The organism is Streptomyces sp. NPDC037421 (assembly GCF_055602105.1).
In genome coordinates, this window is the sequence record NZ_JBVJWV010000010.1 from 110,934 (window position 1) to 133,796 (window position 22,863).

Genomic DNA, 22,863 nt, shown 5'->3' on the forward strand with positions numbered 1-22,863 from the left:
CGGTGAACCCGCCGGACTTGGGGGCAATGTCCCCGATCATCCCTGTGTCGATCCTGCGGGCTTCCTTAGGGGAACCTGAAGAACCCCCTCCGCGGCGCAATGCGCCCTGGCCACCGGCCTAGGCTCTGCCGTACTTCCCACGTCCCCTCTCCAGTGAGGTGTTACCGGCATGAGCCGCAGCCGAACCCCCGCGACCCCGTCCCGTGCAGAGGCCCGCCGGAAGAAGACGACGCGCACGCGCGTCGTCCTGTCCGTCACCGCGGCCGCCGCGGTGGTGGCGGTGGGGGTCGCGGTGGCCGACTCGGGCGGTGGCGACCGAACGGACCGGCAGGCATCCGCAGCCGCGTCCGGTGCGGGATCGTCGCAGCCGAAGACGGACACCACCGATCCGGCCCCGGCCGGGAGCCCCGCAGCCTCGGCCTCGGCCTCGGCGAGCGCGAGCCCCAGTACGAGCGCGAGCGGGAGCCCCAGCCCGTCCGGGACGCCCGGCGCCGGCGCGAACGGGTCGGCCGCACCTGGCGACGGCACGCGGCCCGACAGCGCGCCCGACACCTCGGGGGTCGACCGGCCCGGCAAGCCGGCCCAGGGATCCACCTCCACGAAGGGCAGTGGTTCCGGCGGCTCCTCAGGCTCCTCAGGCGGCTCCGGCGGGTCTTCCGGCGGCTCCGGTTCCGGCTCCGGCACCGTCAACGGGGACGCCGAGTCCGCTGTGCTCGCCCTCGTCAACAAGGAGCGGGCCGCCGCCGGTTGCGGCCCCCTGACGGCCAACGCGAAGCTGAGCGCGGCGGCGCGGGCGTACAGCGACACGATGGCCCGTAGCGGTGTCATGTCGCACACCGGTCCCGACGGGTCCACCATGACGAGCCGGGTGGAGGCGGCCGGTTACAAGTGGTCCGGCCTCGGCGAGAACATAGCCCGCGGACAGAGCGACGCCGACGCGGTCATGTCGGCCTGGATGAACAGCTCCGGCCACCGCGCCAACATTCTCAACTGCTCCTTCAAGGAGATCGGGATCGGCGTCCACAAGGGCGACGGCGGCCCCTGGTGGACCCAGAACTTCGGCACCCCGAGGTAGCCCCTTCCCGCCCGCTCCTCCCACTACCAGCGGCCTCCACGCGCCTGCCCCGCAGGTCCGTCGACGTCCACGTCCCCCTGCCCCCGAGGCAGGGGGACGTCCGCGTTCACCGGGCGCGCCCCGGCGGGTGACCGGTGCCGGAACGGCGAAGGCACCGGTTACGGGCCCGCGCCGCGCGTCGGCCACTATGGGGCCCGTGCCCCGAACTCCGCGCTACCTGCTCATATGGCTGTCGTGCACGGCCGCCAGCGTGACCGCCGTGCTCGCGACGGTCCAGTTCGTGGTTGGGTCGACCAGCCACAAGCCCCCCGTGGCGCGTTCGGCCCCGGTCGTCATCGACACGCCCCCCGCCTGGCAGGCGGGCAGCCCCGGACCGGATCAGGCCTCGCCGGCCGCGAGCGCTTCCACGAGCCCCTCGCCGTCCGTGACGCCGCAGCCCTCATCGGCGCCCCCCTCTCCCGGCCCCACCCCCGCCAAGGCCTCCCCGGAGGCTCCCCGGACCAGCGCGCCCCGGTCCGGCGTCGACTGCGAACAGGGCGGAGCGGGTCTGCACACCGTCCCCTCCCAGGGCGGCAAGGTCACGGTCCGGTACGGGAGCCGGGGCGTGTGCCTGATCTCCGCGGTTCCCGGCCTGGGTTTCCGGACCACCACCTCGCAGGCCTCCGACGACACCCTCACCGTCACCTTCAGCGGCGACGGCCACCGGTCGGTGATCACGGCGACGATCACCCCCTCCGCCAAGGCGAGCGTCCGCGAGAGCTCCTTCTGACGGCAGACCGGGCCGCCGGGCCGCCCGGCCGCTCGCCGGCTCCGACGACAGCGCTTGGCCGCCCGGTCCGTACCGCTCGTCAGCCCCGTCGCCTTCGACCCGTTCACGGCCCTTGTGCCTCCCTGGGCCGGGTCGCGTCGAAGCGGAAGGTGAGCTGTTCCTTAGGGCAACCTCAAGATCGCCCCGAGCCGGTTCCACGGGGCCCCGGTGGCCCTATGCTCGCGTCAGCCGAGCGGCCGTCGGCGCCGGGGCCCGAGCCCCCGTGCAGCGTCGGCCCCGGTTTCACCGAGCCGGTACGCGCCTCGCCGTCCCGTCGTCCGAACCTGCCTGGGGGTCTTCGCCATGAGCTCTCGCATGCTCCGATCCGTCCGCTCCGGACTCCGCACGACGCCCTCCCGCCCACCGCTCGCCCGGCGCCTCCCGCTGGTCGTCGCCGCCGCCGTGGTCGTGGCCGGGCTGGCCACCGCGTGCGGGCCTTCCCCCACATCCGCCGGCTCCGCCGCGCCGGCCGGCGCCGGGGAGCCGTCGTCGGCGCGGCCCGCGGACGGGACGTCACCGGGTGCGCTCCCCGAGGTGTCCGCCACCGCCTCGGTCCTGCCGTCCGCCGCCGCCTCCGCTTCCGTCCCCGCCTCGGCATCCGCTTCCGTCCCCGGCTCGTCACCGGGCACCGCCCGTAGCGGCGGCGGCAGCGCGACCGGCTCCGGACCGGGGTCCGGTTCCGGGTCCGGGTCCGGTGGCGCCAGGCCGACGTCCGCCGCCCCCGCGCCCGCACCGGCCAAGGTCCCCGGCCCCGGCTACGACAGTTCGGCCGACGCGCAGGCACTGATCGACGCGGCCCTGCGCTCGGCGAAGTCCGACGGCCGGATGGTCCTGCTCGACTTCGGGGCCAACTGGTGCGGGAACTGCAAGGCCGCCGACAAGGTGTTCGCCCAGCCGGCCACCTCGGCGCTCCTCGCGGACGACTACCACCTCGTCAAGGTCGACATCGGCGGCAACAGTTCCGCCAACTCCGCGCTGCTGCGCAAATACAGCCCCTCGGGCGGGACCTACACGATGCCCGTGCTGGTGGTCGTCTCGCCGTCCGGCACCACGCGGGTCGACACCCATGCCACGGGCAACCCGTCGCTGACGGCGGACGGCATCAACGCCTTCCTGCGCAAGTGGGCCCCGTGAGACGGCGCGTACGCACGGCCGTCCCGGTCCCGGTCGGCGCCGGGCTGGCGGTGGCGGTGGCACTGACCCTGACCGGCGTCGTCACGGACCACTCCGGCACCGGAGCCGCGGCCACCCGCACCGTCGCCGCCACGTCCGCGGCCGGGGCCGTGGTCGCGGCCCCGCAGGCCCGCCCGTCCGTGCCCGCGCTGACCGGGAGCGACCTGGACGGGAAGCCGGTCTCGCTGTCCGCGTTCCGCGGGCAGGTGGTCGTCCTCAACGTCTGGGGTTCCCGGTGCACACCCTGCCGCGCGGAGGCCGACGACCTCGCGCTGCTCAGCGGTCAGTTCCGGGGCGAAGGGGTCCGCTTCCTCGGCATCAACACCCGGGACCGGGACCGGGATGCGGCGCGGTCCTTCGTACGCGCCCATGGCCTGGGCTTCCCCAGCCTCCACGACCCCACCGGCGCGCTCCTGCTGCGTTTCCCGCCGGCGGTGCTCGACCCGCACACGATCCCCTCGACACTCGTCGTCGACCGCCGGGGCCGCGTCGCCGTGGCCATCGGAGGCGCCGTCAGCGCCGGGCAACTGAGGCCCCTCGTCGCCCGTGTGGCGGCGGAAGGATGACGGCGTCCGCGCACCGGCGGGGGCCTCCTGGAGGCGCCCGCAACGACCCACGACACGAAGGCACACCGATGGACTCCTCCCCGCACACCCGACTCCGGCGCACGGCACGCACCGCGGCCGCCCTCCTCCCTCTGGCCGCGCTCGTGGCCTGCGGCGGGAAGCCCTCCGGGGCCGCGGCCGACGGACCCCCGCCCACGGCGCGCTTCTCCGAGAACGGCGTCACCGTCACGCTCTCGGTCTCCGGCTGGCAGGCCGCGAAGGGGACCGGGACCCTCACCGCGGTCTTCGCGCCCGAAGCCGCCGGGTTCCACCTCTACAGCACCGCCCTGCCGCCCACCGGTGTCGAGGGCGTGGGCCGGCCGACCGCGGTGACCGTCACCGGCACCCTCGCGGCGGACGGCCCGCTGACGGCGGCCCAGACCGTCCGGCAGATCCGGGTGCCGGGGGTCGAATCCCCGCTCCCCGTCTACCCCGACGGCCCGGTCACCACCACGCTCCCCGTCCGCGCAGCGGGCAGCGGCGACGCGACGGTGCTGATCGGCTACGCGAGTTGCAGCACGCAGGACGGCTGCACCATCCCGGTGGCCGACCGCCCCGTGCGACTGCGCGTCACCGACCAGGGTCCGGCCTTCGTCACGCCCTGACCGCATCCACCGCATCCACCGCATCCACCGCCGGACCGAGCCTCTAAGGTGTCCGCATGCCGAGCGTCCTGGTCGTGGAAGACGACCCCAGCATCCGCCAGTCACTGATCGAGGTCCTGGCCGAGCAGGGGTACGCCGTGCGCAGCGCCGCCGACGGCTTCGGCGCGCTGCGCGAGGTCACGCAAGCGCCAGTGGACGCGGTGGTCCTCGACCTCGGACTGCCCGACCTGGACGGAGGGGACGCCCTGCGCATGATCCGCGGCATATCCTCCGTACCGGTGCTGGTGGCCACCGCCCGCGACGACGAGTCCGAGATCATCAACATCCTGAACGCGGGCGCCGACGACTACCTGGTCAAACCCTTCTCCGGGGGCCAGCTCCTCGCCCGCCTCTCCGCCGTCCTGCGGCGCACCGGCAGCGTGCCCCCCGCCGCCGTCGGCGGTACGGCGGGCGCCGCGCCCGCTCCGGCCGGGGACCCGCTGCGGCCCACCGTCGTGGGCGAGCTGGCGGTGGACCCGGGCGCGCGCACCGCGTACCTGGCCGGACAGGAGCTGCGCCTGACCCGGCGGGAGTTCGACCTGCTCGCGTTCCTCGCGCACCACACCGGCCAGGTCGTCTCGAAACGCCGTCTGCTGACCGAGGTGTGGCGCGAGCCGTACGTGGACGACCAGACCGTCGACGTGCACCTGTCCTCCCTGCGCCGCAAGCTCGGCGAACGGGCGGCCGCCCCGCGCTACCTGCTGACCGTACGCGGCGTCGGCATCAAGCTGGTGGCACCGCGTTGAGGCGTTCCCTGGCCGGTGTGGCCCTCGCCGTGACCTCCATGGTCGCCCTGTCCTTCCTCATACCGCTGGCCGCCCTGGTGATGTCGCTGGTCAAGGAGCAGGGCGTGACGGCCGCCCAGCAGCGCGGCGCCGCCCTGGCGCCGGTGCTCGCCCTGACCACGGATCCGGACGCGCTGCGGGAGTCCGCGGCGGGCCTGGACGCGGCGGACCACCTGGTCGTGCACCTGCCGGGGGCGGGATCCCTGGGCCGTTCCAAGGCTCCCGGCGCGCTGCTCGAACGGGCGCAGCGGGGGCGGGAGTCGATCTCGCAGGAGGTCCCCGGCGGGTGGGTCTGCCTTCAGCCCGTGGTGCTGCCGGGCGACAAGGTCGCCGTCATCGAGAACTTCGTGCCCGAGGAGGAACTCACCCGGGGGGTGGCGCAGTCGTGGGCGGTGATGTGCTTCCTCGCCGTGGGGCTGATCGCCGGCTCGGTGCTGGTCGCCGACCGGCTCGGGGCCAAGGTGGTCCGCTCCTCGAAGCGGCTCGCGCAGGCCTCGCGCGCGCTCGGGCTGGGCGACCTGGACGCCCGGGTGGAGCCCATGGGCCCCCGGGAACTGCGTGATGCGGGCGTCGCCTTCAACGCGATGGCCCGGCGCATGAACGAACTGCTCGCCGTCGAACGCGAACTCGTCGCCGACCTCTCGCACCGGCTGCGCACCCCGTTGACCGCACTCCACCTGGCGTCGGAACGGATGGCGGGCACGCCGGAGTCGGCCAGGGTCGAGGCGGCCGTGTGCGAGCTGGAGACCGAGCTGCAGGCCATCATCGCCGCGGCGCGCACCCCGCTCGCCGTGGGCCCCATGGGCCAGGGCCTGCTCGGTACGGAACGGCCCCCGGGGGGCGGATCCGGGGCGGCCGGGGGCGCGGGCCCGCGCAGCGAGGTGGCGGAGGTCGTCCGCCGCCGGACGGCCTTCTGGGCGGTCCTGGCGGAGCAGCAGGACCGTTCCTGCTGCCTGGAGGTCACTCAGGAGCCCACGGCCGTAGGCCTCTCGGACGACGACGTCGCCGCCGTGGTGGACGCCCTCATCGGCAACGTCTTCCGCCACACCCCGGAGGGGACCGCGTTCGCCGTCGCTGTCGTACGCACGGCCCAGGCCGTGGAGCTGGTCGTCGAGGACGGCGGACCGGGCATCCCGGAACCGGACCGGGCCCTGTCCCGCGGAAGCAGCACCGGCTCCACGGGACTGGGCCTCGACATCGCGCGACGGGCCGCGACCGCGACGGGCGGTACGGTGCGCGTCACGCGCGGGCCGCTCGGAGGGGCGCGCATCGCCGTGACCTTCGCCCTGGCCGCCCCGGCTCCGTCGGGCCACCGCGCCCGCCTCGCCCGGCGCCGCAAACGCTGAACGCCGCCCTCCCGGACCGGCTCCTGGCCGCAAGGCGCCGGCTGGAGCCCCCCTCGCCCGCGTCGGCGGACCCGGTCGTTCAGGGGGCGCCGCAACTGGTCCCGCTCCGCCGGGGCAGGTGACGCTGTCGTCGGACGCCGAGCCGGCGACCACCAGCACCAGGACGATGACGGCCAGGATGATCAGAGGTACGTGGTCCGCAGCCCAACCGCCTTGCTCACGCGCGGGTTCGGGAGCGCTGGGTGGTGGGCCCGCACGGTCGCGTGCGGGCTCGGCACCGGGCCCGTCGTGTCCGGCCGTCGCCATCGCGTCACCCGCCGTCGTTGTCTCCCTCGACGACACGGCATCGGCCCTCACCCGTCAATCCCCGTGCAGAACGCGGCATCCACCGAGGCCGTGCTCCACCACGAGCCGCGCCCCGCAGGGGTGGAGCGGGGGAGTGCGAGGGCCGCCCCGAGGGTCGGCCCGGTGACCGGAGCCGGCTGGACGGGACCACACCGGCTCGGGCGAAGCCTGGCGGGAGGTGGTCGCCGGACAGTTCGGCGGTCAGGGATCCGGCCTTGGGGACCAGCGGTACAGCCATCAACCGCCGCCCGGCTTCCGCCACGACAGCGAGCGCCTGTGTTCGGGACCGTCGGCCACAAGATGGTGGTGGCGAACCGGACCGCGTGCATGGCTGCGGTGGCGTGCGGGTCGACGCCCCCGCCCTCCAGGCGGCGCCGAGGAGTTCATTGAAGACCTTCTCGTACTCCTGTTGCGCGCACGGTCGCGAGGTCATCCACGGCGGCCTGCGGCGTTCGGGCGCGGCCGGGCCTGGAGTCGCTCGCGGAGCTCGATCTCCCCTGGGGTGAGTGGGTCCTCCGGTCGGCGGATGCGTACGGGCTTGGCCCTGATCGGCAGGTTGTCGTCCGTGGCGGCATGCCCGGCTTCGGCGAAGGCCCGGCAGAGCGAGGCGACCGACGGGGGCTCACCCGCGTTCTCGCCGGTCTTGATGGTCAGCTTGTTGGCGATCTCGGGGACGGGGACGCCCTTGTCCTTGAGGGTGATGGCGAAGGTGAGCACGTCGGCGTCGATGACCTCGCTCACACGTCGCGGCGCCTCACGACGAGCACGGCGAGTGCGACCGTGATCAGCGGCCAGAGCGCGTACACGATCCAGGAGCCGTGGGCCGTGGCGGTGTAGCCCAGGGATCCGGGATCCGGCTCCCAGCTCTGGACCAGGCGCTTCCAGGCCGCCGACACCATCGCGTGGTTGATGTCCGCCGACCAGCGAGCGCTCTCCGAGAACATGGGCGGCAGCATGAGCAGGGTCGAGACGCTGGTGACCATGGTCGCGGCGCTGTGCCGGAGCAGGACGCCGAGGCTCAGACCGATCAGTGCGCAGACCGGGGCCAGCAGCGCGGACGCCACCACCGCCCGGAGCACTCCGGGGTGAGTGAGCGGGACGTCGGCGTGCCGACCGCTGAGGATGGCCTGGGAGACCAGGAAGGAACCGGTGGAGATGACCGTGCCGACCGCGGTCCACAGCGCGGCGGTGACGGCCGCCTTGGCCAGCACCACCGAGCTGCGGGCGGGGACGGCCACGGTGGTGGTGCGGATCAGGCCGCTGCTGTACTCGCTCACGACGGTGAGGGCGCCCATGCTGCTGGCGACGAGTATCAGCGTCCAGTAGCCGGCCGGCGGATAGGCGTCGTAGGACAGGAAGTCAGCGGGGCCGGAGCGGGCGGCGTCGTCCGCGAGCGTGGCCACGGCGGAGGACCCGATGACGAACAGAACGGTGAGCGCGATCGTCCACGGGGTGGAGCGCAGGGACCGCATCTTGATCCACTCGGAGGCGAGCAGGTCGCGGAAGCGGGCGGGTGGTCCGGTGACCGGGGTGGTCGGGAGGACTGAGGCGAGTGTGGTCATCGGGGCTGTCCTGCCTGGTATTCGACGCTGTCGGCGGTGAGTTCCATGAAGGCCGCCTCCAGTGAGGCGGTGCGGGTGGTCAGCTCGTCCACGCGGATCCGGTTCTCGAAGGCGAGCGCTCCGATTCGATCCGCCGGGAGCCCGGTCACGGCGAGTTTCTCGGCGCCCGCCGAGCCTTCCGGCTCGACCGTGGCGCCCGCCGCGGTCAGCACGGCTGCCAGCTCGACGGCTTGTGGTGTCCCGACCACGACGCTGCGGCGGGTGCCGCGGGCCGCGAATTCCCGTACCGACTCGGCTGCGATGAGGCGGCCCCGGCCGATGACGACCAACCGGTCGGCGGTGTTCTCCATTTCCGACATCAGGTGGCTGGAGAGGAAGACCGTGCGCCCCTCGGCGGCCAGGCGCCGGAAGAGCCGGCGTACCCAGAGCACGCCCTCCGGGTCCATGCCGTTGATCGGCTCGTCGAACATGAGCACGGGCGGGTCGCCCAGCAGGGCCGTGGCGATCCCCAGCCGCTGCTTCATGCCGAGGGAGAATCCGCCGATGCGACGGCTCGCCGCCTCGGCCAGCCCCACTTCCTGGAGCACCTCGTCCACCCGGCGCCGCGGGATGCCGTTGCTGCGGGCCAGGGCGGCCAGGTGGGCGGCGGCGCTGCGTCCGCCGTGGACCTGTCCGGCGTCGAGGAGGGCGCCGACGTGCCGCAGTCCGCGCGGGTGGTCGTGGAACGGGACGCCGCTGACAGCGGCGGAGCCGGTGGTGGGCGCGTCCAGGCCGAGGATCATCCGCAGGGTGGTGGACTTGCCGGCTCCGTTGGGGCCGAGGAATCCGGTGACCTGGCCCGGCCGCACGGTGAAGGACAGATGGTCGACGGCCGTCTTGCTGCCGTAGCGCTTGGTGAGTTCGTTGACTTCGATCACGCCACCCACACTGCCGAGAAGACCCCGTCCGGACATGGGGCTGTGGGAGGCAATCGTGCGGCCGGGTTGGCCCGTGGGCGTACGTCCCGGGGCTAATGCCGGGCGGGCGGTGTACCGGTTAGTCTCGCGGCGTGGACCTCATAACGATCACCCCGTTGCCTGTGCGTGTCGCGCACTGCGGCCTTGCTCCCGAGATGGGGGCACGCAGCCGATGACGAGAACCAAGACGGTGGCCTGGGCGGGGGGTGCCCTCTACCTCCTCGTGGTGGGTCTGCTGGTGGGGGGCGCCCCACGGGCATCGGGCACGGTCCACGGTGTCGGGTCGCTGCTGGCCGTGAGCCTGCTCGTCGGCGTGGTGCGACGGAGGCCGCTGCCGGCTCTGGCCATGGCACTCTTCGGGTCCACCGCCGTGGTGGTGGGCACTCCAAGCTCCGTCCATGCGGACATGTCGGTGGGATATCAGGGTCAGTTCCTGTCGTTCCTGGCGGTGGATCTCGTCCTGGGCTTCATCGTCGCCACCTGCACTCGGCGAGCCTCGCTCGCCGCCGTGGCCGTGTCCTTCGCCGTGCAGCTCCTGGCCATCGGCGTCTTCGCGCACGGGGACAACCTGACCGTCAACGTCGTGATCGCCCTTCTGGCGATGGCCGCATCCTGCACGGTCGGTCTGCTGGGTCGCGAGCGCCGCGAGCACGCGGTGGCGCTGCGTTCGCAGGAGGTGGCCAAGGCCGTGACCGCCGAAAGGCTGCGGATCGCACGGGAGCTGCACGACATGGTCGCGCACAGTATCGGCATCATCGCCATCCAGGCGGGTGTGGGCAGCCGGGTCATCCAGACCCAGCCCGCGGAGGCCCGCGAGGCCCTGCGCGCCATCGAGGCCACCAGCAGGGAGACCCTGTCGGGTCTTCGGCGCACGCTGGTGTCGCTCCGTCAGGCCGACCTGGGCGCGACCGTATCGGAGCAGTCACCGCTTACACCTTCGCCGGGGCTGGCGGACGTCGAACAGCTGGCGGCAGCGACCGCGGATGCGGGGGTAGGCGTCGACGTGCGCCGCAGCGGGGAGCAGCGTCCTTTGCCTGCCGACATCGATCTGTCCGCCTATCGGATCGTCCAGGAAGCGCTGACCAACGTCGTCCGTCACGCGGGCACCGGGCGTTGCCGGGTGGCCATCGACTACAGGGCGGAGGAGCTGTCCGTGGAGGTCGTCGACGACGGGCGCGGCGCCACCGGGGACAGCTCGGCCCGCGGCTTCGGCATCATCGGGATGCGGGAGCGGGTCGCCCTGCTGGGCGGTGACCTCAGCGCCGGGCCGCGGACCGAGGGCGGCTTCCGGGTGGCGGCCAGGCTGCCACTGGCCGCACGCGTCGGAGTTCCGGTGGAGGCCCGATGACCGTCCGGGTGGTGCTCGCCGACGACCAGCCGCTGGTGCGGTCCGGCCTGCGCGTACTCATCGCCGATCACCCCGACCTGGAGGTCGTCGGTGAGGCCTGCACCGGTGCTGAGGCGGTCCAGCTGGTCAAAGACGTCAGTCCCGACGTCGTGGTGATGGACATCCGGATGCCCGGCATGGACGGGATCGAGGCCACCCGCCTGATCATGGCCGGCCCGGCGACGACCCGTGTTCTCGTCCTGACCACCTTCGACGAGGACGGCTACGTCTACGGCGCGCTCCGGGCCGGCGCGAGCGGCTTCATGGTCAAGGACATGGCGCTGGACGACATCCTCGCGGCGATCCGCGTGGTCGCCGCCGGCGACGCGCTGATCGCGCCGGGCGTGACGCGCCGTCTGATCGCCGACTTCGTCGGGCGCCCCGAAGTCGTCCCGGAGCGCCCCCCACGGCCGATCGAGGGCATCACCGAACGGGAACGGCAAGTGCTGACCCTGGTCGGACGCGGCAGGTCGAACACCGAGATCGCGGAAGACCTCTTCATCACCGTGGCCACCGCCAAGTCGCACGTGTCACGGCTGCTCACCAAACTGGGCGCCCGGGACCGGGTCCAGCTCGTGATCACCGCCTATGAAATGGGGCTGGTCACGCCGCCTCGCTGATGGTGTCCCGCGGTGGACGGTGGGGCTCGGGCCGCGAGGTCGCGCATGGCGGCGAGCTTCTGCTCTGCGGCGGCCAGACTGGCCTCGATCGCGGCGACGACCTGCCGAGCCAGCCCCGTTCCTCGGCCTCCTGCGGCCGGTTGAGCAGTTTCGTGCGGATCTCCTCCGATCAGGCACCTGCTCAGGGTGCCGTTCACGAGGTCGGCAAAGTCCTCAAAACCGGTGAATCGTACTCACGCCCCAGCCACCACAAGCAGGGCAGGACACCCAGACGCGCCATGGGACGAGACGAGGAGCGGAACAACAACGTCAGGGGCCGACGTACTCGAAGACGCCGCCGTACGGGTGCCGCAGCACCGCACGGCGGCCGTTCGGGGTGGGGTGAACGGGCATCACGACTTCGGCTCCTCCCGACTCCGCCTCCTCCACTGCGGCGTCCAGGTCGGCGACGGGTGAGCGTCGCCGCCACGCCCGCGACGCGCTGCACCGCCTCGTCAGGCCCGGCAAACAGGAGGAAGGGCCCGACGCTGGCCAGGGTGACCCGTTCGACGCCGAACCATCGAAGGAGCCCAGGCGGCGGGCCTGGCCGATCCCGGCGCCGACGCACGCACCGAGGCCATCAGCCTGCTCGCCATGACCGCGACCATGGGCACCAGCATCCTCGTGGCCCAACGAGCACCAGAGTCAGCCATCGCCGTACTCCGCCACCACCTCGACCGCGTCTTCACCGCCGGCGGCCACACCACCCCGGACGCCGGACAACGGTAAGACGCCAATACCTGTCCATGATTTCGGCTCGAACCACCAGCCCGGTCCGGATGGCAGCACCGTCACCGGTTCGGCGAGGCCGACGGATACCGCGAAATACTTCGGCGAGGGCGCGGCGTTGATGGTGCGGACAGGAGCGACGAAGCGCAGGCCGTCGACAGAGGCGAGCAGTCCGTTGCCCCAGAACTTGACGACCGGCACCTGTGCCTGGGCGGCGATCAGGGCGGCGTTCGCCGCGCGATGGTGTCGGCGCGCAGGTAGTACTGGTCGACGTGGACGAGGCGGGCGCGGGTGAGTGCCTCGTAGTTCGGGTTGATGACCGGGGTCATGCCGAGCGTCACGGATCTCCCAAGCGTGCTCATACGTCGTCGGCCTGCGCTCGGTGTACCTCTTGATGCGGAGACATCCCCGATCTCCAGTTGTCCGGCCAGGTGCTCCACGACCGGCCACCGCACAGCGAGAGGGTCCTCCAGGAACACCCGATGTAGCGGAACGTGCACATCTGGAGGGCAAACCCGAGGCGGTTGGGGTCACCGCGTCGCCTCGCGATCAGCTTCAGGTCCTCGTCATCGAGGAAGAAGAACCGCTCCAGCTCGGGCCTCGCCGGCTCCTCGGCGCAGGGGCACCCCTGCGAATGTGGCATCCTGCAAAGACCCCGGCGGGCCGGCCGCCGACGGCGGAAAGGACCCCTCGTGACCCGCAGCGCGCTCCTGGTCGGAGCCACCGGACTGGTCGGCGGACAACTGCTGGCGCGGCTGCTGCGCGACCCGCGCTACGACGGCGTCACCGTCCTGGCCCGCCGCCCGCTCGGCCTCGAACACCCGCGGCTGGACGCCCGGGTGGTGGACTTCGCCAAGCTCGGGGCCGACGACCTGCCGGCCGGGCCGGGCGAGACGGACGTGTACGGCGCACTGGGCACCACCATTCGGCAGGCCGGCTCCCAGGAGGCCTTCCGCGACGTCGACCAGCACCACACCGTGCGGGTGGCCGGGCTGGCCCGGACCGCGGGCGCCACACGGATCGCCGTGGTCTCCTCGGTCGGCGCCGGATCCGGCGCCCGGGCCTTCTACCTGCGGGTCAAGGGGGACATGGAGGCGGAGGTGACGGCCCTGGGCTACCGGCAGACCGAGTTCTTCCGCCCCTCCTTCATCCTCGGCCGCCGCCCCTCGCACCGCCGGGGCGAGGGGCTGGGCAGCTCGGCCGCGACCGTCCTGGCCCCACTGCTGGCCGGGCCCGCCCGCCCCTACCGGCCGGTGCCCGCGGGCCGACTGGCCGCAGCCATGATCGCCGCACTGACCGAGGACCGGCCCGGGGTCCGGGTCCGCACCTACGACGACTTCCTGGCCCTCGCCCCGGAGCCGGCGGCCGCGAACCAGGCATGAAGACCGGGCGGCACTCGTACGCGGCTCGTCGAAGGGACCGCGAGCGGGGCGTTGGCCGGGGAAGGGGTATCTGCCGGAACAGGACCCACCTCCGCCTGATTCCGGTCATTTGCGGTCGTGGGCGCCGGAGGTGTCTTGTGACCCCCGGCGCCGCGTGAGGGAATGCCGCGACGTTGTCGCCTCCTGGACGAGGAGTTGTGAACGTGTCTTCCCGATTACGCGTGGCGCAGCACGGAACGGGCAAAGTGAACCGGCGGGTCGCGGCGGCAGCGGCCGCCGCCGTCCTCGCCCTGACGGGGGCGGTGATCGGTGCGGCCGGCCCCGCACAGGCCGCCGCACCGGTCTGCGACGGGGCCAAGGTCGACACCCTGGACTTCGCGACCGGATACACCTACCTCCACTACAACCCCGCCACGGGCCAGAACTGCGCCTACACCGTGCCCAAGAGCGGCAGCGGCACCCCGCAACTCATCGCCGTGGGGCTGTTCCGGGCCAGTGACAACAAGGGTGTCTGGGACAGCCGGGCCGACTACAAGTACTACGCCGGACCGGTCCGTCTCGACGCCCGCGGCACGTGCGTCCTGTTCAACGGACAGGTCGCGTCCACGTCCGCCACCTCGGGCTGGGGCCACTGCGGCACCCTGACGGCGGGTGCCCGTTGAACGCGGCGCGGCGGCGCGCCGCATCGGCGGCCGGGGCGCTCGCCCTGACCGCCGCCGCGACCCTCGCGGCCACGGGCACGGCCCACGCGGCCGGCCCGGGCCTGTGCGGTGCGGGCTACGGCGTGGTCGAGACGGTCAACGTCGGCACGCTGGGCAAGGTCTACCTGACGTGGAACGCCTCGACCGGCAAGAACTGCGTCGTCACCATCCGCAACAGCGCAGGCCCTGCGGTGTGGATGGAGGCCTGGGTGACCCGCCTCGCCACGGGCGGCGGTGACGTCGACAACGGTCCTTACACGCAGTACGCGGGCCCGGTCTACATCGACGGCCGCAACAGCTGCATCGCCTTCGGCGGCACGATCGGTACCGTGAGCGTCACCAGCGGCCCCGGCCACTGCGGCTGACCGGTCCGCGCCCACCCGACAGCGGTCCGCCGCGGCCACCCGCACCCGGCGGGCCGCTCCTCCCGTCGCACAGGACCGGGCGCCCGCGGCGGGGCCGGGACGGCCACCCGATCGGCCCCGTAGGACGGGGCTGCGGGCGGCGGCGATGGGACGCTGGGGGGTGAGGAGGCGCGCGCGGTGGCTTTCATGGACTCCCTGGTGCTGTTCGCCCCGTTCTTCGTGCCCGTGGTCAGCGGCCTGGTGGGTGGGGCCAGCCTCCTCATCCGGGACCGGCGCGAGGCGCGGAGCGCCGACCACCACTACCGTCGGCGGCTGGAGAAGGCACAGCTGGAGATCCAGTTCATCACCGGCTGGATCCAGGCCAGGGAGCAGGCGGGGACCAGCGGCCCGGGCCCGTGCCCGGCCCCGGACCCGGATCCGGGCCTCTGGCTGGACGACTGCTACGCCTCCGTGCACCGCGCCAGGACGGATACGGGGGACCGCCGCCGGACGAGGCCGGTATCGCTGCGGCGCCTGCTCCTGCTGGGGGAACTGAGCGGGCCCGCGAAGAGCATGCGGGTCGCGTACTGGATCTCCCTGGCCCTGTTCAACGCGGCGCTCGCGTGGTGGGTGAACGCACTCGTCTCCGGCGTACCGGGCTTCATGCACGAGGAGGGCGTCGCCGAGTCCGAGGAAATCGGTTCGTACCTGCTGCTGGCATGCCTCTTCTTCGTGGTGTCGGCCGTCCTGTGGGTGTGGACGGTGCACCTGGGAGCGGCGGAACCGGAGCAGGTCTACCGCAAGCGCATCGACTCGGACGCCTGGGCGGAGCAGGAGAGCCAGAGGCGGGCCGTCCACGCGAAGAGGGATCGCCGCGGGCCCGCTCGCTGATCCGCGCGTCCTCGACCGATCGCGCGGAGATGCTCCGCGCGGGCCTTCCCGGCCGCCGCACACCGCGCCGCCGGCCCGCACGCCAGGACGGCACGCCCCCCGGCGGCCCGGCCCCGCCGGCGTCGGCGCGTACCCGGGCAGGGGCTGCCGACAGCCGCCCGGCCCGCGGGTTCGGGGACCGTGTAGAAAGGGACCCCACACGACCGGCGACGACCGCCCGGTCGGACCGCACTTCCCTGGGGGGAACCACCATGCGCACGCACGCGCTCCGAAGAACCTTCGTGTCCCTGCTCGTCGTCTCCGCCTCGGCGACCCTGGTCCCGGCCGCGGCCGCCCCCGCCGCGGCTGCCCCGGCCCAGTGCCGCGGACCGCAGAGCGGCGTCCTCGCGACGCTCTACCCGGGCCAGCGGCTGGACCCCGGGGCCCGCCTCGTGGACAAGGTGAGCACCACCGAACTGGTCATGCAGCCCGACGGCAACCTGGTGCTCTACGCACTCGGCACCCCGGGCGGTTACAAGCTGCCCCTGTGGGCCAGCGGCACGCACGGGAACCCCGGCGCGTACGCCACCATGCAGGCGGACGGCAACTTCGTCGTCTACAAGAAGGACGGCGGCGACGGCAAGGGCGGCGCCCTCTGGCACACGGGGACGTACGGCAGCGGACCGGGCACGGGAAACATCAGGGCTTCCCTCCTCGGCGGCGAGTTCCTCGTCGAGGGCCGCAGCGCCACCAGGTGGTCCACCCGCAGCACGGAGCGGCAGGCCTGGCTCTGCTCCGAATTCGCGACGGCCGCCGAGGGCTGGTGGACGGGCAACTGGGCCCAGTCCGCGACCGTGTGGCTGGTCCTCCAGCAGGACAACAACCTCGTCATCTACCGCAAGCGGGACGGCAAGGCCATCTGGAGCAGCGGCACGTACGGCGGCAGCCGCCGGGTGACCCTGCAGATGGCTCCCAAGGACCGGGGGGACCTGACGCTCGTCGAAGAAGGCCGCACCACGGCCCGCTGGCGGACGGGCACGGTGAACAACCCCGGTGCCTACGCCCTGCTCCAGGACGACGGCAACTTCGTCGTCTACAAGAAGGACGGCGGCCCCGCCAAGGGCGGCGCCCTCTGGCACACCGGCACCTACAACAAGGTCTGACCGGTCCGCGGGACGCATCACCCAGGGGCGGGACGGCACGGCCGCCCGCCCCTGAGGGCGCGCCCCGCCCCCGGCCAGGGCACGGCTTCCCGGCACACTCCGAACGCCGGCAGAAGGCGCGGCGGCCCCGCATGCTGACGGCCATTCACAGAGGGGGACCGGATGCTCGGAGAACGCCCGTACACGTCGCTGTCCGCCGTCGAGATCGCCGACCTGGTCAACCACGGTCGGGTGACCGCCCGCGACGTCATCGACACCGCCTTGGCCTCGACCGCCGAACGCGACGGTGCCCTGCGCGCCTTCACGGCCGTCTGGGCGGACGCCGCCCGCGCCTCGGCGGGGGCGGTCGACGCCGCGTTGGCCCGTGGGGCCCGTCTGCCGCTGGCCGGGGTACCGATCGGGGTCAAGGCGAGCGAGGGACCGGGCTCCTTCCAGAACCAGCGCCTGGTTGCCGCCGGGTGCGTCCCGATCGGGGCGACCTCCGTCCCCCGCGCCGGCACCGACTGGCAGACGTACGGCTCCACCGACCGCGGCCCCACCCTCAATCCCCTCGATCCCGCCTGGTCACCGGGCGGATCCTCGGCCGGCTCCGCCGCCGCGGTCGCCGCCGGACTCGTGCCCCTCGCCACCGGATCCGACGGTGCCGGATCGGTCCGCATCCCCGCCGCCTGGTGCGGCATCATCGGCCTCAAGCCGACCAACGGGCTCCTGCCCTCCCGGGACCGCTCCGGGCTGAACACCCCCGGAGTGCTGACCCGCACCCCGCGCGACGCCGCCGCCTACCTCCACGCCGTCGCCATCACCACACCCCCGCCGGCCAAGACGCCGAGGGTCGCCTGGACACCCACACTGGGGTTCGCCGCGACCGACCCGGACGTCGCCGACACCGCCCGGCGCGCCCTGCACCGGATCTCACAGGCCGGCCTGTGCACCGTCGCCGACCATCCGGTGGCGCTGCACGATCCCGCTCCCGCATGGACCGCGCTGCGCGCCCGCTCCGCCGATCCCGACGCCGAGGCCCTGATCGCGGCCAACAACGAGCGCCTTCGAGCGGTCTACGACGGATTCGATCTCATCGCCACTCCCACCACACCACACCCCCCGCACGGCCACGACGGCCCTGGAACCCGCATGAGCGTGGCCCTCACCTGGGCCTTCAACATCTCCGGCCATCCGGCACTGACCCTGCCCGCCGGAACCACGCCGAAGGGCGAACCCGTGGGGCTCCAACTGGTCGCCTGCCACGGCGCCGACACCCTGCTCCTCGACGCGGCGGTCACCATCTGCGAAACCGTCGATGTCGGGGCCCCTCTCCAGCACGGGCCGCGTCGCGGACGTCGAGCAGCCGGACCGTGACGGAAGCCTTGCGGCCCGGTGCGGGAGGGGCCGCCGGGGATCCGGGTTCCGCAGCGTGCCCGGTACGGTGAAATGGCCGTGCGCGCTGCGGAGGCGACTGTTACGGTCGTCCGCATGTGTTCCGTCATCCACGACTGGCCCGCCCTGCGCACCCGGTCGACGCGCTGACCGTGGTGTCGGCCGTCGCCGACACCGGGTCCCACGTCCACCGTTCACCTCAGGATGACGAGGATCTTCACCATGCGCGCAGACTCGCGCCCCACTTTCGTACTGGTTCACGGCGGCTCCAGCAACGCCCGGGCCTGGGGCCCGTTGCAGAACGAGCTGGCCCTGCTCGGCTACCGTTCGCACGCCGTCGACCTGCCCGGTCACGGCGACCTCGCCGACACCCCTGCCGCCTACTACCGGCAACCCCAGGACGTCACGGCACTCGCCGCCGCGCCCTCCGCGCTGCGCGGTGTCACGTTGAAGGACAACGTGCGCCACGTGCTGGACACCCTGCGGCGGCTCGCGGCGTCGGGGCCGGTCGTCCTGGTCGGCAACAGCCTCGGCGGTCTGACGATCAGCGCCGTCGCCAACGCCGCACCGGAGCTGCTCAGCCGGGTGGTCTACCTCTCCGCGCTGTGCCTCAGCGATCCGGCCATGCTTGCCGAGGCGTGGGACGTGGCCGACGACAACCTGCTGGACGCCGCAACGGCCCGGATCGCCGTGCCGGGCGTACGCGATCCGGGCGTGGTCCGGCTGAACTGGCGGGCCGCGCACGCCGATCCGGACCTGTTCGCCGCGTTGAAGGCCGCCGTCATGGCCGACTCGACCGACCATCAGTTCCGGCTGCTGCTCGACTCCCTGGATCCGGACGAGACCTACTCGGCGATGGAGCCGGGTGCGTTGGTCCGGGCCGATGCGTGGGGGCGGGTGCCGCACACCTACGTCCGGTTCTCCGCCGACCGGAGCCTCCCCCTGGCGGTCCAGGACCACATGATCCGCACGGCGGACGCGCTGACCCCGCACCATCCCTTCGACGTGCACACCCTCGCGGCCTCGCACGTCGGCTACTTCAGCCGGCCGCAGGTCTTCGCGGAGCTCCTGACGAGCCTCGTCTGAGGCACCCCCGCACCCCGGGCGACCGGGGTGCGGGGCCCGCCCCGGACGAGGCTGGTGCATGGCCGGCGGCGGAACCCACGACCGGCGCTCACTCAGGACGGGCCTCGGATTCCAGGCCGATGCGGGCCCGGACGAGAATGCGGCGGGCTCACATGAGGACTGACGGTTCGGAGCGGCTGCATCCGTACTTGCCGGTCATGTCGTACTCGTGGCCAACCAGGACGATCGTGCGGCAGACGGAGCAGACGGTGCGCGTCGCGGGGTTCACCCGCAGGACGTACGTGTTCTCCAGTGCCAGGACGGCGTCGACGACCTCCCTTCCGTGCTCGCCGATGCCCTGCTCGATGAACTCGAAGGCGCCGTACTGGGCCCCGCAGGCGCAGTCGATGCGGTTGGAGTACGCGGGCCCGATGTCCTTGATCCCCAGCTTGGAGGTGATCCTCTTGCGCTCCTCGCGCGATACGGGTTCCATGCCCCGGTCCTTGATCCGTTGGGGGCTCCAGTACCACGATCTGAACGCGTCGGCCTGCTTCCGGGACAGGTAGAAGGTCACCGATCTGCCGGCCCTCAGGGCATCCTGTACGGCCGCCACGACCGCGCTGTCGTCTGCCGACATGACGACCTTGCCCTTGCCGACCAGGGCATCGATCTTGGCGAACGAGGTGCTGTCCATGAGACGTCCTTCCAACGGGCTCTCGGGTACGCCGGCCCGCGCGCTCTTCGGACATCGCGGGCCCAGGCCGTTCGATGCTCACCTGCCGCCGTGCCGTCTGCCAGCCGGGGCGGGCGTCCGGGGGCATACGACTCGCTTTTCATGATCGTCGGGCCGGCCGACGGTATGAACCGAAGCCGAGCGGGTGAGCGGCCTCCATGGGCGCAGCCCGCTCTCCCCGCACGCGACCCCTGCCGGTGTCCGGCCGGCCGTTGTCAGTGGCGGGCGCGAGGATGTGGGCATACCGCTGAACCGGCCACCTCCTGAGGGGTTCTCCATGTCCGTTTCCGTTTCCGGGCCCGCAGCCGACGTCGCGGCCGTCACCTTCCCCACCGGCTGGTGCGCCACGGACCTGGGGCGCTTGCGGCCGTGCGCGTCCACCTACGAGGTGTACCCCCTGGAGAGCCTGCCGCCGCTGGAGGCCGCGCAACTCGACGACGGGTTCGGCTGGCTGGGCGGGACGGACGGGCCGCGGTCCGAGCACACGGAGCATCTCGCGGCCCTGGAGCGGGAACTGGCCGGGGCCGGACTGGCGCTCCCCGGGGGCTTCGCCGCCTTCTACGGCAGCGAGCACCTCTGCCGCGCCCTCGACGAGGTCTCGGTGACGGCCTGCTGGAGCCACCTCTCCGGTCCGCTGCACAGCCCGGCCGAGGAGGGCGCCCGTCTCGTACGCTTCCTGCGCGACCAGCAGGACTGCGTCATCTGGTACCTGTACCTGCGCCCCTCCGGCGAGGCGTTCGTGGTCTTCTCGCACGTGGAACTGGAGTCCGCCCGCTGGTGGGCGGAGGGGGAGCCGACCGAGGAGGTCCGGGCCGCGGTGGCCTCCTCGCTGATGCGGTGCGCCGACACCTTCGAGGAGTTCGCGTACCGCTTCGTCGTGGAGAACGAGCTGTGGATGCGGGTGAACTCCACCGGCGCCGAGAGCCCGCTCGCTCCCCGCCTCCGGGCGTACGCCGACCACTACGCGTCCGCCGCCTGCTGACCCGGGCGGGCCCGGCCGCGGGCGCCGCTTCTGCGCCAACCCGGCAACGTGGTGCGGACGTGTACCCGCGAACACCGGTGGAAGGGCCGGGGCCGACGTACGGTCGAGCAACGGGCCCGAGCCCTGCGGCCTGCCCCTTGACGCCATGACCGGAACAGGAGCGGAGCAGCCGATGCTTCTCTACGCCCAGACCCCAGCACGGCGGAACCGCCAGATCCTCGCGGACCTGATCGCCGTGGCCGTGATCGCCGGCGCGCTGTGGTTCGCGCTGGCCGTCCACGACGCGATCATGCTGCTGGCCGAGCCGGGACGAAAGGTGGAGAGCGCGGGCGAAGGCTTCGCCGGCGCCCTCGACGACGCCGGCGAAACGGCCTCGGACGTGCCGCTGGTCGGCGGCCTCCTGAAAAAGCCGTTCCAGTCCGCGGCCGACGCCGGCACCGGGCTCGCCGACGCCGGACAGTCCCTGCAGGACGCCGTCAGCCAGTTGGCCACCCTGGCCGCAGTCGTCCTGATCGTCGTTCCCGTGGCCTTCGTACTCCTGGTGTGGCTTCCCCTGCGCCTGCGCTGGATCCGTCGCAGCGCCGCCGTCCGAAGCCTTTTCGACGCACCCGGAGGCGCCGACCTCCTCGCGCTGCGCGCCCTGACCGGACCGCCGGGCGACCTCCGCGCGATCCCCGCCCCGCCGGGCGGCCTCGCGGACGCCTGGCGCCGCGGCGACCGGCACGTCGTGGGCGCCCTGTCCGAGATCGCACTCAGGCGGGCGGGCCTGCGGCCCTGACGGGCGCGACAGCGGCTCGTATCACGGCGGCGGAGTCGAGCCAGTCCCGGCGGCCGTCGCAGGTGTACCTGGTGGGGGTGACCACCGCTATGTAATGTCACATCGCATGATGCTCTTACGTCGTGCGGCATCGGCCGCCGCCCTCCTCGTCACCGTCCTCCCCCTGACCCTCGCCCCGCCCGCGCACGCGGCCGACGCCACCCCCGCCTGCCGCCCCCCGGCGTCCGTACCGCTCGACGCCGAACAGGCACGCCTCACGGACACCCGCACCACCGCCCTGGTCGAGCGAGCCGGGTTCGGGGACTTCGTACGACGCTTCCCCGCCGCCCTGTGCACGGCACGCACCCCCGCCGAAGCCGAACGGCTCCTCGACTCCTGGGGCCAGGCCCTCTGGCAGGCCTCCGTACGGCGCGCCCAGGGACAGCGGCCCGGCGGTGACCTCGCCCCCGGCGACGACCGCCCCCTGTACTGGGCACGGCTCTCCCTGACCGCCGCACTCGCCCGCTGGCAGCCGGCCTTCACCGTCGAACGGGCCGCGCTCCGCGCCCGCTTCGAAGACGCCTCCCGCGGCCTCACCGACAACGCCTTCCGGACCGCCCCCGGCGTACGGCGCGTCTTCATCAGCGGCTTCGACCCCTTCGGGCTCGACGCGGAGATCCGCCGCGCCAACCCCTCCGGATCGGCCGCCCTCCAGCTCAACGGACGGCGCGTGACCCTCGCCGACGGCAGCCCGGCCGAGATCCGCGCCGTCGTCCTGCCCGTGCGGTACGCCGACTTCGACGCCGGCATCGTGGAGCGGGCGTTCGCCCCCCGCCTGGCCGCCGGACCCGCCCCGGCCGACATCATCACCACCGTCAGCCAGGGCTACCCCGGCATCTTCACCCTGGAGGACTGGGCGGGGCGGGCACGGTCCGCCGACCCGTACCCCGACAACGCGCGCGCCCTCTCCGGCGGCACCCGCGAGCACCCGGTGACCGCCCCCGGCCTCGGCCCGGGCCCGGAGTTCATCCGCACCACGCTGCCCGCCGACGCCGTGACCGCCGCCGTCCAGACCCCGTACCCGGTCCTCCTCAACAGCGACGTGACCGAGATCCCGGCAGGCGGCACCACCCCCGTCGACCGGACCGACGGCCCGACACCCGGCTCGCGCGCCGTGGCCGGCGGCGGTGGCGGCTACCTCTCCAACGAGGTCGCCTACCGCTCCAACCGGCTGCGCGCCGAACTCGCCCCGCACCTGCCCGGCGGCCACCTCCACACCCCCGTACTCACCGGCCTGCCCGCCGACCCCCGGCTGCTGACCGGCCCCGAGTTCGAACGCAACGAGAGCGCGATCACCGCCGAGGTCCGCACGGTCCTCGAACACGCCGCCGTACGCCGCCAGGCCTGACGAGCTCGTG

General features: G+C 73.2%; 24 protein-coding genes and 1 pseudogene. 19 read left to right on the forward strand and 6 right to left on the reverse strand.

The window, feature by feature from the left end; translation table 11 throughout:
• The first annotated feature begins 169 nt into the window (after window positions 1–169).
• The 7 genes from ACZ7IF_RS17275 to ACZ7IF_RS17305 all read left to right on the forward strand — a co-directional run bounded on the left by ACZ7IF_RS17275 (window position 170) and on the right by ACZ7IF_RS17305 (window position 6,436).
• On the forward strand, window positions 170–1,075 hold the full coding sequence (locus ACZ7IF_RS17275; RefSeq protein ID WP_470971869.1) for a CAP domain-containing protein: 906 nt from the start codon (window positions 170–172) through the stop codon (window positions 1,073–1,075).
• A gap of 196 nt (window positions 1,076–1,271) precedes the next feature.
• Complete coding sequence (locus ACZ7IF_RS17280) at window positions 1,272–1,844, forward strand: hypothetical protein (protein ID WP_470971871.1); 573 nt, start codon at window positions 1,272–1,274, stop codon at window positions 1,842–1,844.
• A gap of 354 nt (window positions 1,845–2,198) precedes the next feature.
• A complete protein-coding gene (locus ACZ7IF_RS17285) occupies window positions 2,199–3,017 on the forward strand; it encodes a thioredoxin family protein (RefSeq protein ID WP_470971873.1) in 819 nt (272 codons plus the stop codon).
• Window positions 3,014–3,622 carry a TlpA family protein disulfide reductase gene (locus ACZ7IF_RS17290; protein ID WP_470971875.1) on the forward strand — a complete coding sequence of 203 codons (609 nt, stop codon included), beginning with the start codon at window positions 3,014–3,016 and terminating at the stop codon, window positions 3,620–3,622. The genes ACZ7IF_RS17285 and ACZ7IF_RS17290 overlap by 4 nt, the downstream gene beginning before the upstream one ends.
• Window positions 3,623–3,690: 68 nt before the next feature.
• Entirely contained in the window at window positions 3,691–4,266 is a 576-nt protein-coding gene (locus tag ACZ7IF_RS17295) for a hypothetical protein (protein WP_470971877.1), read from the forward strand.
• 56 nt (window positions 4,267–4,322) lie between these two features.
• A complete protein-coding gene (locus ACZ7IF_RS17300) occupies window positions 4,323–5,051 on the forward strand; it encodes a response regulator transcription factor (protein ID WP_470971879.1) in 729 nt (242 codons plus the stop codon).
• Window positions 5,048–6,436 (forward strand): sensor histidine kinase, encoded by a 1,389-nt coding sequence (locus ACZ7IF_RS17305; protein ID WP_470971882.1) that lies wholly within the window; start codon window positions 5,048–5,050, stop codon window positions 6,434–6,436. The genes ACZ7IF_RS17300 and ACZ7IF_RS17305 overlap by 4 nt, the downstream gene beginning before the upstream one ends.
• Before the next feature lie 774 nt (window positions 6,437–7,210).
• On the opposite strand, the gene ACZ7IF_RS17310 is transcribed toward ACZ7IF_RS17305, so the two are convergent.
• The 3 genes from ACZ7IF_RS17310 to ACZ7IF_RS17320 are packed head-to-tail and all read right to left on the reverse strand — an operon-like array spanning window position 7,211 to window position 9,260.
• Window positions 7,211–7,522 (reverse strand): hypothetical protein, encoded by a 312-nt coding sequence (locus tag ACZ7IF_RS17310; protein ID WP_470971884.1) that lies wholly within the window; start codon window positions 7,520–7,522, stop codon window positions 7,211–7,213.
• Entirely contained in the window at window positions 7,519–8,343 is an 825-nt protein-coding gene (locus ACZ7IF_RS17315) for an ABC transporter permease (protein WP_470971888.1), read from the reverse strand. Before ACZ7IF_RS17315 ends, ACZ7IF_RS17310 begins: the two co-directional genes overlap by 4 nt.
• Window positions 8,340–9,260 (reverse strand): ATP-binding cassette domain-containing protein, encoded by a 921-nt coding sequence (locus tag ACZ7IF_RS17320; protein ID WP_470971891.1) that lies wholly within the window; start codon window positions 9,258–9,260, stop codon window positions 8,340–8,342. Before ACZ7IF_RS17320 ends, ACZ7IF_RS17315 begins: the two co-directional genes overlap by 4 nt.
• 211 nt (window positions 9,261–9,471) lie before the next feature.
• On the opposite strand from ACZ7IF_RS17320, the gene ACZ7IF_RS17325 reads away from it, so the two are divergent.
• Together ACZ7IF_RS17325 and ACZ7IF_RS17330 are read left to right on the forward strand one after the other, a co-directional pair.
• Window positions 9,472–10,647 carry a sensor histidine kinase gene (locus ACZ7IF_RS17325; RefSeq protein WP_470971894.1) on the forward strand — a complete coding sequence of 392 codons (1,176 nt, stop codon included), beginning with the start codon at window positions 9,472–9,474 and terminating at the stop codon, window positions 10,645–10,647.
• Complete coding sequence (locus ACZ7IF_RS17330; protein WP_470971896.1) at window positions 10,644–11,306, forward strand: response regulator; 663 nt, start codon at window positions 10,644–10,646, stop codon at window positions 11,304–11,306. Before ACZ7IF_RS17325 ends, ACZ7IF_RS17330 begins: the two co-directional genes overlap by 4 nt.
• A gap of 843 nt (window positions 11,307–12,149) precedes the next feature.
• On the opposite strand, the pseudogene ACZ7IF_RS17335 reads toward ACZ7IF_RS17330, so the two are convergent.
• Both ACZ7IF_RS17335 and ACZ7IF_RS17340 read right to left on the reverse strand, forming a co-directional pair.
• Window positions 12,150–12,427: pseudogene (locus ACZ7IF_RS17335) on the reverse strand (Tn3 family transposase); the annotation flags it as partial.
• Window positions 12,428–12,432: 5 nt separating this feature from the next.
• A complete protein-coding gene (locus ACZ7IF_RS17340; protein WP_470971898.1) occupies window positions 12,433–12,717 on the reverse strand; it encodes a DUF4158 domain-containing protein in 285 nt (94 codons plus the stop codon).
• 49 nt (window positions 12,718–12,766) lie between these two features.
• Between ACZ7IF_RS17340 and ACZ7IF_RS17345 the strand changes: the two genes are divergently transcribed.
• The 7 genes from ACZ7IF_RS17345 (at window position 12,767) to ACZ7IF_RS17375 (ending at window position 18,994) form a co-directional block, all read left to right on the forward strand.
• Window positions 12,767–13,456, forward strand: a complete 690-nt coding sequence (locus ACZ7IF_RS17345; protein ID WP_470971900.1) for an NAD(P)H-binding protein — start codon at window positions 12,767–12,769, stop codon at window positions 13,454–13,456.
• Between the two features lie 203 nt (window positions 13,457–13,659).
• Window positions 13,660–14,118, forward strand: coding sequence for a hypothetical protein (locus ACZ7IF_RS17350; protein WP_470971902.1), 459 nt, complete (start codon window positions 13,660–13,662; stop codon window positions 14,116–14,118).
• Window positions 14,115–14,522, forward strand: a complete 408-nt coding sequence (locus ACZ7IF_RS17355; protein WP_470971904.1) for a spore-associated protein A — start codon at window positions 14,115–14,117, stop codon at window positions 14,520–14,522. The genes ACZ7IF_RS17350 and ACZ7IF_RS17355 overlap by 4 nt, the downstream gene beginning before the upstream one ends.
• Before the next feature lie 177 nt (window positions 14,523–14,699).
• Entirely contained in the window at window positions 14,700–15,392 is a 693-nt protein-coding gene (locus tag ACZ7IF_RS17360) for a hypothetical protein (RefSeq protein ID WP_470971906.1), read from the forward strand.
• A 251-nt stretch (window positions 15,393–15,643) separates the two neighbouring features.
• Window positions 15,644–16,534: a hypothetical protein gene (locus tag ACZ7IF_RS17365; RefSeq protein ID WP_470971908.1), complete on the forward strand. Its 891-nt coding sequence runs from the start codon at window positions 15,644–15,646 to the stop codon at window positions 16,532–16,534.
• A 162-nt stretch (window positions 16,535–16,696) separates the two neighbouring features.
• Complete coding sequence (locus ACZ7IF_RS17370; protein ID WP_470971909.1) at window positions 16,697–17,890, forward strand: amidase; 1,194 nt, start codon at window positions 16,697–16,699, stop codon at window positions 17,888–17,890.
• A 240-nt stretch (window positions 17,891–18,130) separates the two neighbouring features.
• A complete protein-coding gene (locus ACZ7IF_RS17375) occupies window positions 18,131–18,994 on the forward strand; it encodes an alpha/beta fold hydrolase (RefSeq protein WP_470971911.1) in 864 nt (287 codons plus the stop codon).
• Window positions 18,995–19,142: 148 nt separating this feature from the next.
• Here ACZ7IF_RS17375 and ACZ7IF_RS17380 read toward each other — a convergent pair whose 3' ends face one another.
• Window positions 19,143–19,667, reverse strand: coding sequence for a hypothetical protein (locus tag ACZ7IF_RS17380; RefSeq protein ID WP_470971913.1), 525 nt, complete (start codon window positions 19,665–19,667; stop codon window positions 19,143–19,145).
• A gap of 316 nt (window positions 19,668–19,983) precedes the next feature.
• Between ACZ7IF_RS17380 and ACZ7IF_RS17385 the strand changes: the two genes are divergently transcribed.
• From ACZ7IF_RS17385 to ACZ7IF_RS17395, 3 genes are all read left to right on the forward strand, one after another.
• A complete protein-coding gene (locus tag ACZ7IF_RS17385; RefSeq protein WP_470971915.1) occupies window positions 19,984–20,688 on the forward strand; it encodes a hypothetical protein in 705 nt (234 codons plus the stop codon).
• Window positions 20,689–20,833: 145 nt separating this feature from the next.
• Window positions 20,834–21,466, forward strand: coding sequence for a hypothetical protein (locus ACZ7IF_RS17390; RefSeq protein ID WP_470971917.1), 633 nt, complete (start codon window positions 20,834–20,836; stop codon window positions 21,464–21,466).
• A gap of 106 nt (window positions 21,467–21,572) precedes the next feature.
• Entirely contained in the window at window positions 21,573–22,853 is a 1,281-nt protein-coding gene (locus ACZ7IF_RS17395) for a pyroglutamyl peptidase (protein ID WP_470971919.1), read from the forward strand.
• Window positions 22,854–22,863 lie beyond the last annotated feature (10 nt).